The 16062-nt window shown below is 70.8% G+C and carries 13 protein-coding genes; 4 read left to right on the top strand and 9 right to left on the bottom strand.

The annotated features are described in order from the left end of the window. Positions 1-105 precede the first annotated feature (105 nt). Positions 106-1089 carry a DUF5937 family protein gene (locus AB0E94_RS27620; RefSeq protein ID WP_360331507.1) on the bottom strand — a complete coding sequence of 328 codons (984 nt, stop codon included), beginning with the start codon at positions 1087-1089 and terminating at the stop codon, positions 106-108. Positions 1090-1199: 110 nt separating this feature from the next. Between AB0E94_RS27620 and AB0E94_RS27615 the strand changes: the two genes are divergently transcribed. Then, positions 1200-2405, top strand: a complete 1206-nt coding sequence (locus AB0E94_RS27615; protein ID WP_360331504.1) for an MFS transporter — start codon at positions 1200-1202, stop codon at positions 2403-2405. 485 nt (positions 2406-2890) lie between these two features. On the opposite strand, the gene AB0E94_RS27610 is transcribed toward AB0E94_RS27615, so the two are convergent. From AB0E94_RS27610 to AB0E94_RS27595, 4 genes are read right to left on the bottom strand one after another with little or no spacing between them, the layout of a single operon-like run. Beyond that, the gene (locus tag AB0E94_RS27610; RefSeq protein WP_360331626.1) at positions 2891-3901 is read right to left on the bottom strand and encodes an LLM class flavin-dependent oxidoreductase; all 1011 of its coding nucleotides are present in this window, start codon (positions 3899-3901) and stop codon (positions 2891-2893) included. A gap of 1 nt (position 3902) precedes the next feature. Further along, entirely contained in the window at positions 3903-4382 is a 480-nt protein-coding gene (smpB, locus tag AB0E94_RS27605) for an SsrA-binding protein SmpB (protein WP_360331501.1), read from the bottom strand. Continuing rightward, entirely contained in the window at positions 4375-4668 is a 294-nt protein-coding gene (locus AB0E94_RS27600) for a hypothetical protein (protein ID WP_360331498.1), read from the bottom strand. Before AB0E94_RS27600 ends, smpB begins: the two co-directional genes overlap by 8 nt. 27 nt (positions 4669-4695) lie before the next feature. Beyond that, positions 4696-5127 carry a DUF1801 domain-containing protein gene (locus AB0E94_RS27595; protein ID WP_360331495.1) on the bottom strand — a complete coding sequence of 144 codons (432 nt, stop codon included), beginning with the start codon at positions 5125-5127 and terminating at the stop codon, positions 4696-4698. 96 nt (positions 5128-5223) lie between these two features. On the opposite strand from AB0E94_RS27595, the gene AB0E94_RS27590 reads away from it, so the two are divergent. Then, positions 5224-5556 carry a putative quinol monooxygenase gene (locus AB0E94_RS27590; protein ID WP_360331492.1) on the top strand — a complete coding sequence of 111 codons (333 nt, stop codon included), beginning with the start codon at positions 5224-5226 and terminating at the stop codon, positions 5554-5556. Positions 5557-5680: 124 nt separating this feature from the next. Here the strand turns inward: AB0E94_RS27590 and AB0E94_RS27585 are convergent, their stop codons facing one another. The 4 genes from AB0E94_RS27585 to AB0E94_RS27570 all read right to left on the bottom strand — a co-directional run bounded on the left by AB0E94_RS27585 (position 5681) and on the right by AB0E94_RS27570 (position 11394). Beyond that, a complete protein-coding gene (locus AB0E94_RS27585; protein WP_360331489.1) occupies positions 5681-6748 on the bottom strand; it encodes a cellulose binding domain-containing protein in 1068 nt (355 codons plus the stop codon). A gap of 581 nt (positions 6749-7329) precedes the next feature. Next, positions 7330-8670 (bottom strand): heterodisulfide reductase-related iron-sulfur binding cluster, encoded by a 1341-nt coding sequence (locus AB0E94_RS27580; RefSeq protein WP_360331486.1) that lies wholly within the window; start codon positions 8668-8670, stop codon positions 7330-7332. Further along, positions 8670-9830 (bottom strand): FAD-binding oxidoreductase, encoded by a 1161-nt coding sequence (locus tag AB0E94_RS27575; protein WP_360331484.1) that lies wholly within the window; start codon positions 9828-9830, stop codon positions 8670-8672. The genes AB0E94_RS27580 and AB0E94_RS27575 overlap by 1 nt, the downstream gene beginning before the upstream one ends. A 115-nt stretch (positions 9831-9945) precedes the next feature. After that, complete coding sequence (locus AB0E94_RS27570) at positions 9946-11394, bottom strand: FAD-linked oxidase C-terminal domain-containing protein (protein WP_360331481.1); 1449 nt, start codon at positions 11392-11394, stop codon at positions 9946-9948. A gap of 158 nt (positions 11395-11552) precedes the next feature. Between AB0E94_RS27570 and AB0E94_RS27565 the strand changes: the two genes are divergently transcribed. Both AB0E94_RS27565 and ppdK read left to right on the top strand, forming a co-directional pair. Continuing rightward, positions 11553-12248, top strand: coding sequence for a hypothetical protein (locus AB0E94_RS27565; protein WP_360331478.1), 696 nt, complete (start codon positions 11553-11555; stop codon positions 12246-12248). A gap of 323 nt (positions 12249-12571) precedes the next feature. Next, on the top strand, positions 12572-15250 hold the full coding sequence (ppdK, locus tag AB0E94_RS27560; RefSeq protein WP_360331475.1) for a pyruvate, phosphate dikinase: 2679 nt from the start codon (positions 12572-12574) through the stop codon (positions 15248-15250). The last annotated feature ends 812 nt before the right edge of the window (positions 15251-16062 follow it).

The following is a 16062-nucleotide window of genomic DNA, read 5'->3' as shown; positions in this document are numbered from 1 at the left end:
CGGGTACCGGGTCTTGCGGCAAGACCCCCCGTGTGCTATAGGTTAGAAGTGGCGGAGGAGGCGGACCGCCTTTTTTCATGCCCATGGCCTATCCCGGCCACCGGCTCACTTCGTGCCCGCGGCCATCAGTGAATCACCGAGGGCCGTCCGCCGGTAGAGCACCGACCGCCCCGACCGGGCCCGCTCCACCAGCCCCGACCGGTGCAGGACCGCGAGATGGTCACCGACCGCGCCCACCGCCATCCCGAACGCCCGCGCCAGCTGACTCGTGCTCGCCGCGTCGGCCAGCGAGTCCAGCAGCAGTGCCCGCGACCGTCCGAGCAGGGCCGCCAGATGCTCCGGCGCGGCCACCGGCTCGGTCTCCAGCAGCGTCGCCACCCCGCGGGCCGGGTAGACGATCGCCTTCGGCCACGGCTCGTCTCCGTAGACGGCGATCTCCGGCCAGATGAACACCGACGGGATCAGCAGCAGCCCGTCCCCGCCCAGCGGAATCGACTCGGTGGTCCGCCCGGACGTGTCGATGCCGCCGTCCCGCCATCGCACCTTCGGATGCAGCCCGGCCAGCGCCGCCGCCCACCCGTCCCGCCCCAGCTCGGCGGCCCGGTACACGACGTCGCGCTCACACAGCAGCCGCATCCTCGGCCAGTCGGCGGCCAGCAGCGCCGACCACGCCGCCGCGAACGCCCCGGCCAGCCGCTCCAGCACGTCCGCCCCGGTCAGCACGGCCCGCGCCGCGTCCCCGGTGTCCGGCCGCCGACCCAGGTAGAACTCGATCTCGGCCCGGGCCGCCGCGGCCGGCGCCGCCCGCAGCGCCGCCAGATCGTCGGCGATGGTCTGCCCGATCCGTTCCGGAGGCGGGCACAGGAACGTCGCCCCCGCTGTCGGCGTGTGCAGCGCGTCGACGGCGTCCACGGCCGGATCAGCCGCCCGCAACTCCGCAAACGGCCCGCGCAGCCGCCCCAGCCAGGCCTCCGGAATGCCCCGGTTGTGCGGCCCGGACAGCGCCCGCATCACGTTCTGCAGCTCGAAGACCGGCGACAGCGCGAACCGGGTCCGCAACAGATCCTCCGCGCCCACCTCGAACCGCATGCCCCGCCCCTGAGTCCCGGAGCTCACGATGTCCCGGAGCTCACGCCCTGAGCTTACGTCTCAGGGCGAAACATTCGCGGCCACGGCCCGGCCCCGGCACGCTCACCGGCATGACCGTCGCCGCCCGCCCGGCCACCTACCGCGAGGTGTTCGCGGAGCCGAGTTTCCGCACCCTGTTCGCCGCCCGCACGTTCGCCATCAGCGCCACCTCGCTACAGATCTTCGCGCTCTCCGTGCTCGTCTACACGACCACGGAGTCACCGCTGCTCAGCGCGGTGGCGTTCGGCGCCGGATTCCTCCCGCAGTTCGCCGGCGGCCTGCTGCTCGGTTCCCTGACCGACCGTCTCCGCCCCCGCCCACTGATCGTCACCGGATACGCCGTGGAGGCGGTGCTCTCGGTGGTTCTGGGCCTCGCCGACCTGCCGGTCGGCGTCACACTGGCCCTGGTCGCGGCGATCGCCTGCTTCACCCCGGTCTTCAACGGCGCGGCCGCGAAGGTGATCGCCGAACGCCTGACCGGCGACGCCTACGTCCTGGGCCGCGCCGTCTCCAGCATGTCGTCCTCGTTCGCCCAGCTCCTGGGCCTGGCCGGCGGCGGCGTCGCGGTGGCCGCCCTCGGCCCCCGCCACGCCTTGCTCCTGGCCGCCGCGTTGTTCCTGGCCGCCGCAGTCATCGTCCAGTTCTTCCTCCCGGCAACCCCCACCCCACCCGGCGCCCCCATCCGCGCGGCCGGCAGCAGGAACGCCGTCCGGGACAGCTGGACCGGCGCCACGGCCATGCTGGCCGACCCTGCGATCCGCCGCCTGCTGCTGGCGCAATGGCTGCCATCCGCCCTGGTGGTAGGTGCCGAAGCCCTGCTCATCGCCTACAGCGCCGACCGAGGCCTCCCGCCGGGCGCCGGCGCGGTGCTGATGGCCGGCCCAGCGGTCGGCATGCTCCTCGGAGACCTGATCGTCGGCCGCTTTGTCCGCCCGATCTGGCGGGAACGCCTGTCCGGCCCCCTGGTACTCCTCCTGGGCGCCCCGCTGTTGCTACTCCCGGCCAACCCACCGTTGCCGGTGACAGCCGCCCTGCTGGTCCTGTCCGGAACCGGCTTCGCCTACAGCCTCGGCCTGCAACGAGCCTTCCTGGAAGCCGCCCCCGAACACCGGGTAGGCCAACTGTTCGCCCTGCTCTCGACCGGTCTGATGGCCCTACAGGGGGTAGGACCGCTGCTCTCCGGCGCCCTCGCCGAACTGACCACCCCGGCCACCGCGATAGCCTGCGCCGGCGCGGCGACGATGCTGGTAGCGATGACAACAAGAAAACCCCGCTAGGAGTACGGCCACCGCTCCCACAACCACACCCACGCCGCCCCAAACCACCCCGCGACGCAGGCGACACCCCAGACCAAAACGCGCCCGCCGGGCAAATGCGGCCCCACAACCCACCCCCGCGCCAGCCCTCACCCACAACCCCCAACCCGCCTGACCTCCGGCTAGCCGTACGTCAGGCAGGTAATGAGGGGTGCATAACCGGCCTGACGTACGGCTGGGCGGCCCGAGCCGGACATCAGGCAGGTTATGCGGACGTTATTCCATGGCTGACGTCCGGCTAGCCGGACGTGGGGGGCCGGTATGCCGGACGTGGGTCCGGCTAGCCGAACGTGGGGCCGGTTTGCCGGACGTGGGGCCGGTTTGCCGGACGTGGGGCCGGTTTGCCGGACGTGGGGCCGGTTTGCCGGACGTGGGGCGGTTGGCTGGGCGTGGGGGCGGTTTGCCGGCCGGGAAGGGCCGGTTGGCTGGGCGGCTGTTGGGGTCTGTCAGGCGAGCAGCTCCCGGACCCGGGGGATCACCTCGGTGGCGTACAGGGTGATGCATGTCGTCAGGTGTTCGGTGGGGAGGGGGCCGTGGGAGTACTTCAGGTCGAAACGGTCGACGTCGAGCGCCTTGACCGTCGCGGCGATCTTCTGGGCCACCGTCTCCGGGGAACCGACGTGCCACGCGCCCTCGTTGACGTCGGCCTCGAAACGGGAGCGGGTCGCCGGGGGCCAGCCGCGTTCCCGGCCAATCCGGTCGAGGTTGCGGCGGGCGTGCGGCCACAAGATGTCGACGGCTTCCTGGTCGGTGGCGGCGACGAATCCGGGGCAGTGCACGGCGATCGGCTGCGGTTGCTGTTCGAGTTCCTTGAGCGCGCGCCGGTACAGGTCGGTGTAGGGCGCGAACCGGGCCGGCGCCCCGCCGATGATCGCCAGGACGAGGGGCAGGCCGTACTGGGCGGCGCGCACCACCGACTCGGGGCTGCCGCCGACGCCGATCCAGGTGCGGATGCGGCCGGACTCGGTTTTCGGGTACACCTGCTGGTCGCGCAGCGGCGGCCGGATCGAGCCCTCCCACGTGACCGGGCCTTCGTCGAGCAGTGCCGACATCAGGTCGAGCTTTTCGGCGAACAGGCGCTCGTAGTCGGCCAGGTCGTAGCCGAACAGCGGGAACGACTCGGTGAACGACCCACGGCCGAGCATGATCTCGGCGCGACCGCCGGACACCGCGTCGAGTGTGGCGAAGCGCTCGAAGACCCGTACCGGATCATCGGAACTCAGAACCGTGACCGCCGTGCCCAGCTTGATCCGCTCGGTTCTCGCGGCGATCGCCGCGAGAACGATCTCCGGCGAGGAGATCGCATAGTCGTCGCGGTGGTGCTCGCCGACGCCGAAGAAGTCGAGGCCGAGCCGGTCGGCGAGCACACCCTGCTCGACGACGTCCCGGATGACCTGGGCGTAGGGTTTGCCGTTGACGTCACCGAAGGTGTCGAGACCGAATTCCACCGCCAAGATCCTACCGGCGGCCTTTCAGTCGCCGGCCCATCTCCTTCGCGATCTCCTTCTTGGCGTCCCGCTCGGCCATGACCTGCCTTTTGTCGTACGACTTGAGGCCCCGTGCCAGACCCAGCTCGATCTTGGCCCACCCGTCCTTGAAGTACAGCGACAGTGGCACCAGGGTGAGGCCGGACCCCTCCTTCAGCTGGTTGAGGATCTTGATGATCTCGACCTTGTGGAGGAGCAGTTTGCGGGTGCGGCGCGGCGCGTGGTTGGTCCACGACCCGAACCCGTACTCGGCGATGTGCAGCCCGTAGAGCATGATCTCGCCTTCGTGCTCCTGCGCGAACGTGTCGACAAGCGACGCCCGGCCCAGGCGCAGCGACTTGACCTCGGTGCCGGCCAGCACCAGCCCCGCCTCGTAGGTCCGCAGGATGGCGTAGTCGTGCCGCGCCTTCTTGTTCGACGCGATCAGTTTGACGCCGGTCTCCCTAGGCATCCGGGTCGGCTCCGTTGAGGTCCTCCGGGATCGGCCGGCGCATCGAGTAGGTGACGCTGCTCAGCCGGTGTGGCTCGTCCTTCACGTGGATGACCGCCCGGTCGTACGCCTGCCAGCCGGCCTGCCCGGCCCGGTTCAGATGCCGCAGGTCGTCGAAGCGCTCGTCGGTGCCCCAGCGCAGCACGCCACCCGGATGGTGGAATGTCGCCGTCCAGTCCATGAATCGGTCGGCGCCGAGCGTGCCCGCCGCGCGGTATTCGAGGCGCGCGAATTCCCAGTTGTCCACGCCGATGATTATGCCGCCCGATTGGACCTATTGCTGTTCGGTAGTGAGCGTCTGTCCGTCCAGATGCCGGAAACCGGCCGCCACCAGCGCTTTCAGGACCTCGTGATCGACGTCGGCGAGTCGTTTCAGGTAGAGGCACGATTTACCGGTGCTGTGCGGGCCGAGCCGGTTCAGCAGTTCCTGATAGCCGTCGAAGCCGGCCGAGATGTAGAGCGTCAGCGCCTGCTTGCGCGGTGACAGGCCCACGGCGGGCCAGTCGCCGGTCCGGCCGGTGTAGTAGCGGTAGTGGTACTGCCCGAACCCGATGATCGAACTGCCCCACATGACCGGCTCGGCGCCGGTCGCCTCGGCCATCAGTGCGCACGCCGCCTCCGCGTCGGCCCGTCGTTTCGGGTCGGCGACGGCGGCCAGGAAGGCGGGCACGTCCCCGTCGTTGCGTGTGGTCTTCGGCTCGGCCATGGAAGCAGCGTAGGGCTTTCCGGCGGGTGAGCGAACTGCCGGATCCGGGACGGCCGTCGTCGTCCGTGGTGGAATAGGGCTTCCGAGGGAGGTCCGATGATCTTCATTACCGCGAAGTTCCTGATCAAGCCGGAGCATGCCGAGGACTGGCCGGGCATCGCCGCGCCGTTCACGGCGGCCACCCGCGCGGAACCCGGCTGCCTGTGGTTCGACTGGTCCCGCAGCCTCGACAACCCGGCCGAGTATGTGCTGGTCGAGGCGTTCCGGGACGGTGCGGCGGGCGCCGCGCACGTGGGGTCCGACCATTTCAAGCAGGCCCAGCAGGACCTGCCGCCGTATCTGGCCGCCACCCCGCGGATCATCAGCCAGTCCGTCGACCAGTCCGACTGGTCCGAGCTGGGCGAGATGGCCGTCGACCGGCCTAGTTGATCAACTCGGCTGACATCCCTGCGACCTGCCGGCGCAGGTGCTGCTGCTGGGTCTGCTTCCGGTCTGGCCGTCCGGCCTGCGCCGAGATGGGCGAGCACGCCCACCTCGGCGAGGTGATCCGGGGTCAGCCGATCGCGGACTGGACGGCCGGAAGCCAGCGGGCGGCGATCTTCACGTTGCCGGCGTCGTTCGGGTGGACGCCGTCGTACGTGTCGGTGGCGGTGTTGAAGCCGGTCCACTGGTCGACCACGGTGACCGGGGAGGCGGCGGTGCTCAGCGACGCGGCCCAGGCCGGGATGGCGGCGTTGAGGGTGACGACGCGCTGACCGCAGTCGGTGCAGGTGGACGGGTTCAGCGGGATGATCTGCGCGACGATGATCTTCATCCTCGGGTTTGCCGCGCGCATCTGGCCGACCAGGGTGGTGTAGGCGTTCAGGATCGTGGCGGCCGGGATGTTGCTCCACGCGTCGTTGGTCCCGAAGTGCATCAGCACCACGTCCGGCCGGCTGGCGGAGAGCCAGGCCGGCAGCTGGTTCTGGCTGGCGACGTTGGTGACCAGGAACCCGCCGTGGCCCTCGTGCTCGCCGTCATAGGCGAAGCCGCAGCCGTCGCCGGGCAGGGTGCCGACGAAGTCGACCCGGGCCGCCGGGAGCTGCTGCCAGAGCAGGGCACGCCAGCAGCCGGGTGAGCCGGTGATCGAGTCGCCGAGCGCCATGATCCGGGTCGCGGCGCCGGTGCTCGACGACGGGCTGGGTGAGCCGCTGCTCCCGCTGGGTTCGACCACGACGCCTCCTGTGCAGGTCACACCGTTGAGGGTGAAGCTCGCGGGCACCGGGTTGCTGCCGGTCCACGATCCGTTGAAGCCGAACGACGCCTTGCCGTTGGTGGCCAGCGAGCCGTTCCAGCCGGCGTTGCGGACGGTGACCGTGGACCCGGACTGGGTGACCGATCCGTTCCACAGCTGGGTGATGGTCTGCCCGGACGAGAACGTGAACACCAGCGACCAGCCGGCGACCGGATCGCCGAGGTTGGTGACGTCGACGGCGGCGCCGAAGCCGCCCGGCCACTGGCTGCTGACCGTGTACTTGACGGCGCAGCCGGCGGCCGCGCTCGCGCTGGTGGCGACGGCGAAACCGCCGAGGGTCAGCAGGGCCGTGACGAGACTGAGGACAGTCCATTTTCGTCTTTGCACGGGAAGCCTCCGGGGATGTGCTTGACGGGCGTGCGGGGACGGAGCACGCTGGGAGCGCTCCCAATTAACGCACATCAATGGGCATCGGGAGAACGGCTATCCGTCGATTCGTCGTCGCGCACAAAAGGGCAGTTCGAGAGGGCCGCCCGGGGCAGTGGAAGCGCAAGGAGAGGCGCTGGTGCTGGGCGAGACGTGCGGCGCGAATGGGATGGGTGCCGCATGGGTGGGCGGCTGTGGTGGAGTGGGGTCGTCGGCGCGGGGGCGCCACGATCACACGGCGGTCGCCCACCGGGAGAGCGGGGAGGCGGGCGGCTACGGGGCCCGGCTCCCCGCGTTCCGCACCCGATCCCACCCGGCCAAGCCACCCGGCCAAGGCCACCCGGCCAAGCCACCCGGCCACTGCCGCCCGGCCACTGCCGCCCGGCCAAGCCACCCGGCCAAGCCACCCGGCCACTGCCGCCCGGCCACTGCCGCCCGGCCAAGCCACCCGGTCAAGGCCGCCCGGCCACTGCCGCCCGGCTACTGGCACCCGGTCAAGGCCACCCGGCCGAGATCGGCTGGCCGAGATCGGGTGGGCGGGCTCAGGAGAGCAGAGCGTCGGGGCCCAGGTTTCGGATCGAGGCGTCCAGCACGTGGGCGGTGTGCGCCAGCGCGATCGTTCCACCCCGGCGGCGGACCGCGGCGGCGACCTGCATCAGGCAGCCCGGATTGGCGGTGACCAGCAGTTCCGCGCCGGTGGCGAGCACCACGCCGGCCTTGCGGTCACCGAGCTCGGCGGCCGGCCCGGGGTTGAGCACGTTCCACACCCCGGCCGAACCGCAGCAGATCTCCGCCTCCGCGATCGGCCGCACCTCGAGCTCCGGAATGCCGCCGAGCAGCGCCCGCGGCTGGGCGCGAACCCCCTGAGCATGCCCGAGATGACAGGCGTCGTGGTAGGCGACCGACATCGGCAGCGGATGCCGGCGGGCCACCGGGCCGAGCTCGACGAGCAGTTCGGACAGGTCACGGACCTTCGCGGTGAACGCGGCGGCCTTCCCGGCCCACTCCGGGTCGTCGGCGAGCAGTTCGCCGTACTCCTTCAGCGACGATCCACAACCGGCCGCGTTGACCACGAAATAGTCCATCCCGGTCCGCTCGAACGTGTCGATCAGCTCCCGCGCGAACCGCCGCGCCTCCTCCCGGCGCCCGTTGTGCATGCTCAGCGCGCCGCAACAGCCCTGACCAGGCGGAATCAGCACCTCACAGCCTTCGGCGGCCAGCACCCGTACCGTCGCCGAATTGACGTCCGGAAAGAACGCCGACTGAACACAACCGGTCAGCATGCCGACGACCGCGCGCTGTTCGCCGCGCGCCCGGACGCGCGCCGGCGGGCGCGGCACGCCGCGCAGCCGCGGCGCGAGCGAATCGAGGGTGGCCAGCGTGGGCGCGAGCCGTCGCAGGAGTCCGGTGCGTTCGGCGAGCTTTTGCAGACCCAGACTCTGGTACGCCCGGAGCGGCCCCCGCAGCAGCCGGAGCCGTCCCGGGTACGGGAACAGCGCGAAGATCGCCGCCCGCAGGGCGCGGTCCCGGGTTCCGCGCTGGTGGCGGCGCTCCACCTGGGCGCGGGTGTCCTCGATCAGCCGGTCGTAGCGCACCCCCGACGGGCACGCCGTGACGCACGCCATGCAGCCGAGGCAGTTGTCGAAGTGCCCGACCATCGAATCGCTGAGCGGCTCACCGGAGAGCCCCTGCCCGATGAGGTGGATCCGCCCGCGCGGCGAGTCCATCTCCTCGCCCCACAGCACATAGGTGGGACACGTCGTCAGGCAGAACCCGCAGTGAACACAATCGGACACAAGATCAGCGCTGGGTGGGTGGTGGCCGTCGAAGGCCGTCCCGTTCTCGGCGGCCCGCAGCGCGTCCACGGGGATGGGCTCGGTCATCAGATGCCTCCCACGAAACGGCCGGGAGCGAACCGGTGATCCGGGTCGAACTGGTCCTTCACCCGGCGCATCAGATCGAGGCCCGGCACCGGCCCCCACATGTCGATCCCGTCCCGCACCGACGGCGGCACGCTCAGGACCACCGCGTGCCCGCCGACCGCGGCAGCGGCCGGCCGCAGCACATCCACAATGTTGGCCGCCGACTCGGGCTCGACGGGGGCGCCCGCGTACAGGACCCCGGTTCCGGCGGAGCCGCGGATCGTCAGGCCCGCCTCGACGGCGGCGTTGACCAGGGTGGGCACGCCGGACAGGGTGCCGGTCAGCTTCAGCGCGAGGGCATCGCCGGACGGCCAGGGCGGCGTGTCCCACCACGGTGGTGGTGTGCCGGTCACCTCGCCGCCGAGGAGGCGGGCCAGGGCGGTGGCCCGGTCACGCACACCGGTCTCGGTGCCTTCCAGGAGCACGGCGATCTCCGGTTCGGCGCCGGGGGCGGCGTTGATCTCCAGGGCGCTCGCTGCGGACTGGGCGGCCAGGACGTTCGCCGCGTGGGTGGGCGGGGCGGTCGCCCGTACGAAAAGAGTGAAGAGCGGGACCGGATGCAACCGGAAGACGCATTCGGTGATGAGCCCGAGCGTGCCCTGCGATCCGGTGTAGAGCTTGCCCAGGTCGTATCCGGCGACGTTCTTGACCACCTTGCCGCCGGATTTGGTGATCCGGCCGTCCGGCCGGACGACGGTGATGCCGATCAGCAGGTCGCGGGCGGTGCCGTAGCGCAGGCGCCGCGGTCCGCTGGCGTTCGCGGCGACGGTGCCGCCGGCCGTCGCCGTCGCGGGCGCGTCCAGGGCGAGTTGCTGGCCGGGCAGTCCGTGCAGGTCGGCCATCGGGGTGCCGGCCCGGACCACGGTGATCAGGTCGCCGGCGGCGTGCTCGACGACGCCGGCCAGCCGTCGCGTGTCGATGATCAGGTCGAGCTCGCGCGGCGGCGGGCCCTGCTGGATCTTCGTGCCGCCGCCGCGGATCACCACGCTGAGATCGCGGCTGGCGGCGATCAACGCCGCCGCCTCCTCGGTGGTCGAGGGGGCGGCGACGAGGCGAGCCGGAACCCCGGCGACGACATCGTCGTCCCCGGCCTTGACCGCGAGATCGTCCAAGGCGCTCACCGCCGGCCTCCGGAGACGAGAGCCGGCCCGGAGACGAGAGCCGGCCCGGAGGCAAGAACCGGCCCGGCGACGAGCGCCGGCCCGGAGGCGAGAGCCGCGGAAACAGGAGCCGTCATCAGAAGACCTCCGCCACGCCGGCCTCCTGCAACGGGTGGGCGCCGTGATGGTGGCCGGGCCGCTCCCCGCACAACCGTGGCGTCGGGAAGACCTTGCCCGGGTTGGCGATCCCGTCCGGGTCGAACGCGCACCGCACCAGCTGCATGGTGTCCAGATCGTCGTCGGTGAACATCCGCGGCATGTAGCGCGCCTTGTCGACCCCGACCCCGTGCTCCCCGGTGATCGAGCCGCCGTGCTCGATGCACAGGTCGAGGATCGCCCCGGAGACGGTCTCGGCCCGCCCGGCCTCACCCGGCACGCCGTCGTCGAAGAGGACCAGCGGATGCAGGTTGCCGTCACCGGCGTGGAAGACGTTGGCGACCCGGACCCCGTGCTCGGCGGCGACCTCGTTGATCCGGCGCAGGACGGCCGGCAGCGCGGTCCGGGGGATCACCCCGTCCTGCACGATGTAGTCGGGGCTGATCCGGCCGACCGCTGCGAACGCCGACTTGCGGCCCCGCCAGATCAGCTGCCGCTCGATGTCGTCGGCGGCGACCCGGGTCTCGAAGGCGCCGTTCTGCTCGCAGAGCCGGCTCACCTCGTCGAACTGGGCGTCCACCTCGGCGGCCGGCCCGTCCAGCTCGACGATCAGGACCGCGCCCGCGCCGGCCGGATAACCACAGCTCACGGCGGCCTCGGCGGCCTCGATGGAGAGCGCGTCCATCATCTCGATCGCGGCCGGCACCACCCCGGCCGCGATGATCGCCGAGGTGGCCGCCCCGGCCTGGTCGGTGCCGGTGAACGCGGCCAGCAGGGTGCGGACCGTCTCCGGCAGCCTGGTCAGTTTCACGGTCACCTCGGTGGCGACGCCCAGGGTGCCCTCCGAGCCGACGAAAGCGCCGAGCAGGTCGTACCCCGGAGTGTCGGGCGCGGCCCCGCCCAGCCGGACCAGATCACCGTCGGGAGTGACGACCTGCAGGCCTGTCACGTGGTTGGTGGTGAACCCGTACTTGAGGCAGTGCGCGCCACCCGAGTTCTCCGCCACGTTGCCGCCGATCGAGCAGATCTGCTGGCTGGACGGGTCGGGTGCGTAGTAGTAGCCGTGCGGCGCCGCCGCCTGCGTGACCTGGAGATTGATCACGCCGGGCTGGACCACGGCCCGCTCGTCCTGCGGCCGCACCTCAAGGATGTCGCGCAGCTGCGAGGTGACGATGAGGACACCGTCGGCGTGCGGCAGTGCCCCGCCGGACAGCCCGGTGCCGGAGCCGCGGGCCACGAACGGCACCCGCTCCTCGGCGCACGCCCGGACCACGGCGGCGACCTGCGCGGCGGTCCGGGGGAGGACGACCACCGCGGGCACGACCCGGTAGTGGGAGAGGCCGTCGCACTCGTACGTCCGCAGCCGTTGCCGGTCGGTGATCAGCTGGTCCGGCGCCAGCTCGGCACGCAGCCGTGACAAAAGGGTCATCCGAACCTCCTCGGCAACACTGCCCACCGCCACGCTAACCGTGATCGCCGTCCCGCGCGACGGGCGGAATCGAACCTGTGGATAAGCGGGTGGTGGCCGGGGTGTCACCGCCTGTGGATACTTTTCCGCCCGGTCGTGACGTCTGCCAAGATGGCCGGATGTTCCTGACCGCCAGACCCGTCCGTGCCGCCCTGGGCGCCGCCTGTGCCCTGGTGATGACGGCCGCCGGGTGCAGCTCCTCCGACGACGATGAGCCGGATGCCGGGCTGATCACCGTGACCACCATGCGGGGCTCGTTCCTGCAGCCGGCCGAGATCGGCCCGGCGTGGGCCGCCCCGGAGGAGAGTGCCGCGCCGACGACGCTCGTCAGCTTCTGTGGTGGCGGCAGCACCCCGCCGCAGCTGCCGCCGGGCGCCGAGACGGTCTCGTCGAACGCCGCCGACGAGGGGGAGAAGGGCGCGCAGACGCTGCAGCAGTCCGCCCTGGTCTACGGCGACGAGGCGAGCGCCACGTCCGGTCTGGGACTGCTGCGGGCGGTGGCCGACCAGTGCGAGAAGACGTCCGAGGTGCCGGCCGCGGTGACCGCCGACCGCAACGAGCCGGCCTACACCGAGACCGTCGAGATCCGGGACATGAGCGAGGGCGCCTGGACCGGGTTCGTGATCGTGCGCCACAAGCTGTATGAGGCCGCTCACCCCGGCACCGCCGACGTCGCGGTGGCCGTGCTGCGCACCCGCAACGTGGTGCTCGTCGACAGCTACGCCATCTACCAGTTGAACAACTCGAGCCCGGCGCCCAACTTCGAGGCGGACTGGAAGAAGCTCGTCGGATCGGTCGTTCAGCGCGTGGGATAGACACGGAGACGATCGTCGTCTAATGTTCGCGGTGCGCCGTTGCGAGTTCTTCCCCCGTGGAATTCGCAGCGGCGCCCTTATTTTCTGCCGTGAACCGTGCCGGCGCCCCCTTCTCCACCACGCGATCAGCAGTCGCATCCTTGTCGCTGGACAACGTCGCTGCTCGTTACTGCGCGGAGAGAGCGTGTACCGCTCAGTGATGGCCGCACCGGTGTGGAAAAAGCCACGGGACTGTTAACTATTCACCCCGGTCGTGCTTAGCCTTACGAATCCCAGGGCAGGAGTTGTTATCCGCCGCGGATTCTTAACCGGGAGGTAGAGGCATGAAGTTCGTCTACGACTTCGCCGAGGGCAACAAGGACCTCAAGGACCTTCTGGGTGGCAAGGGCGCCAATCTCGCGGAGATGACCAACCTGGGTCTGCCCGTGCCTCCCGGCTTCACCATCACCACCGAGGCGTGCCAGCAGTACCTGCACCACGGCACCCACGTCGAGGGCCTGGCCGCCGAGATCGACGCGCACCTCGCCGCGCTCGAGGAGAAGATGGGCCGGCGTCTCGGCGACCCGGCCGATCCGCTGCTCGTGTCGGTGCGGTCCGGCGCGAAGTTCTCCATGCCCGGGATGATGGAGACCGTCCTCAACGTGGGGCTCAACGACGAGTCCGTGGACGGGCTGTCCCGGCAGGCCGGCGGCAACGACAGGTTCGCCTGGGACTCGTACCGGCGGCTCATCCAGATGTTCGGCAAGACGGTGTGCGAGGTGCCCGGCCACGAGTTCGAGCAGGCCCTCGACGAGGCGAAGGCGGCCAAGGGCGTCCGCGACGACGTGCAACTGGACGCCGGGGACCTGCGGGCGCTGGTCGCCGCGTACAAGAAGGTGTTCGCCAAGCACACCGGCCACGACTTCCCGCAGGACCCGCGCGAGCAGCTGGACCTCGCCACCGAGGCGGTGTTCCGCTCGTGGAACGCCGACCGTGCCGTCCTCTACCGCCGCCAGGAGCGCATCCCGGCCGAACTGGGCACCGCCGTCAACGTGGTCGCGATGGTCTTCGGCAACCTGGGCGCCGACTCCGGCACCGGCGTCGCCTTCACCCGCGACCCGGCCACCGGCGAGCAGGGCGTCTACGGCGACTACCTGTCGAACGCGCAGGGCGAGGACGTGGTCGCCGGCATCCGCAACACGCTGCCGCTGGCCGACCTGGAACGGCTCGACAAGCGTTCCTACGACGAGCTGATGCGGATCATGGCCACCCTGGAGGGCCACTACCGGGATCTGTGCGACATCGAGTTCACCATCGAACGCGGCAAACTGTGGATGTTGCAGACCCGGGTCGGCAAACGCACCGCGGCCGCCGCGTTCACCATCGCCGCCCAACTCGTCGACGAGGGGGTCATCGACCTCGACGAGGCGCTGCACCGGGTCACCGGCGCTCAGCTCGGGCAGCTGATGTTCCCGCGGTTCGACCTGTCCTCCGGCCCGGCGTCGCTGACGCGTGGGGTCGGCGCCTCGCCGGGCGCGGCGTACGGCCAGGTCGTCTTCACCTCGGCCCGCGCGGTCGAGATGGCCGCCACCGGCGCGCCGGTGATCCTGGTCCGGCGCGAGACCAACCCCGACGACCTGCCCGGCATGATCGCCGCCAACGGCATCCTCACCAGCCGCGGCGGCAAGACGTCACACGCCGCCGTCGTCGCCCGCGGCATGGGCAAGACCTGCGTCTGCGGCGCCGACGAGATGGAGGTCGGCCGCGACTCGTTCACCATCGGCTCGGAGACCGTCCGGGAGGGCGACACCATCTCCATCGACGGCACCACCGGCCGGGTCTACCTCGGCGAGATCCCGGTCCGGCCCAGCGAGGTGGTGCAGTACTTCGAAGGCGACCTGGAACCCGCCCAGGCCAACGACCCCCTGGTCGCGGCCGTGCACCGGATCATCACGCACGCTGACGACAAGCGCCGGCTCAACGTGCGCACCAACGCCGACACCGGCGCCGACGCCGCCCGGGCGCGACGGTTCGGGGCGCAGGGCATCGGACTCTGCCGGACCGAGCACATGTTCCTCGGCGACCGCCGTGAACTGGTCGAACGGCTCATCCTGGCCCGCAACGAGAGCGAACGCAACGAGGCTCTCGCGGCGCTCCAGCCCCTCCAGCGGGCCGACTTCCTGGAGATCTTCCGGGAGATGAACGGCCTGCCCGTCACCGTGCGGCTGATCGACCCGCCGTTGCACGAGTTCCTGCCGTCCCTGGAGGAGCTGGCCGTCAAGGTGGCGGTCGCGCACGAGCACGGCCGCAACGTCGAACACGACGAACAGCTGCTCGCCGCGGTCCGGCGGATGCACGAGCAGAACCCGATGCTGGGCCTGCGCGGCGTACGCCTGGGCCTGGTCATTCCCGGCCTGTTCGCGATGCAGGTCCGGGCGATCGCCGAGGCGGCCGTCGCGCTCGCCGCCGAGGGCGGCAAACCGCGCCCGGAGATCATGGTCCCGCTGGTCGGCGCCGTCCAGGAACTCGAAACCGTCCGCACCGAAGCCGAGAAGATCATCGCCACGATCGTCGGCGACGCGAACGTCGACATCCTGATCGGCACCATGATCGAGGTCCCCCGGGCGGCGCTCACCGCCGGCCAGATCGCCGAGGCTGCCGAGTTCTTCTCCTTCGGCACCAACGACCTGACCCAGATGGCCTGGGGTTTCTCCCGCGACGACGTCGAGGGCGCGTTCTTCTGGCGCTACCTCGAACTGGGCATCTTCGGCATCTCCCCGTTCGAGTCGATCGACGCCGACGGAGTGGGCCGCCTGGTTCGCATCGCCGCCGAGGAGGGCCGGGCCGCCCGCCCCGGCCTCAAACTCGGCGTCTGCGGCGAACACGGCGGCGACCCGGACTCGGTCCACTTCTTCCACGAGGTCGGCCTCGACTACGTCTCCTGCTCCCCGTTCCGCGTCCCGATCGCCCGCCTCGAAGCCGGCCGGGCCGCCGTGACCGCCGAGGGCTCCGACCACCGCTGACCCCATCGTCTTACATCCCAAGCCGGCCTGCTTGAGCCGGCCCGCCTCAGCCGGGTGGCGGGCGCAGCGGTTCGCCGTGTACCCGCCACTCCGAGCGGCTCTCTGCCACCGGACGCGGTCCTCGGCGCCTTGTGTCACTCGCCGCGGATCTCTCCCGGCAGGAGTTCTCACAAGATCAACACCCTTCGCGGGTACGGCCAGGCACTCCCTCGCCGAACTACCCCTACCGGACTACACCGCGACGTCCCGGGGGCTCCGGACCGCAACGCGACCAACGGGCGTATCCGCAGGACGCCCCGGTCGCGGCCGCCCTGACCGCAGCCACAGCCTTGGCCGTCAGAACCTCCGAAGCCTGGGTCCGAAAGCCGCTGTTGATCTTGTGGAGTTCCGCGAGACAGGAAAGCCTCTTCGAGACTTTCGCCGTGTCCGTGGTCAATCCCGCTGCCGTGCGACGTTCTCCCGCCCAGCTTTCGAACTGCCGCGCCGGTCACGCATGCGACTGAGGCGCCGACCCGAGGCCGGGAATATCCTATTCGCGAGGATTAGGTGCCGCCCAGTCCAATAGATCTTGCACGATTCCCCACCTTTGCGGCGATCTTGCACGCTCTTTCATGTCTGGGCATGGTTTATCGTGCAAGATCCACTGCGCCGGGGAGACCTTGCAGCCTTCTTCCCGTTGGGGCGTGGAAAGGGCTGCAAGATCGGCGCGAGAGTGAAAAGTCGTGCAAGATCCGCGGGCGGCGGGCGGCGGGCGACGGGCGACGGGCGACGGGCGTCGGACGGCGGGCGCCGGGCCACCAGCGCCGATTCGC

This window comes from Actinoplanes sp. NPDC026670, assembly GCF_040638175.1.
Taxonomy (GTDB): Bacteria; Actinomycetota; Actinomycetes; order Mycobacteriales; family Micromonosporaceae; genus Actinoplanes.
This window is presented reverse-complemented; position numbering and strand designations above follow the sequence as displayed.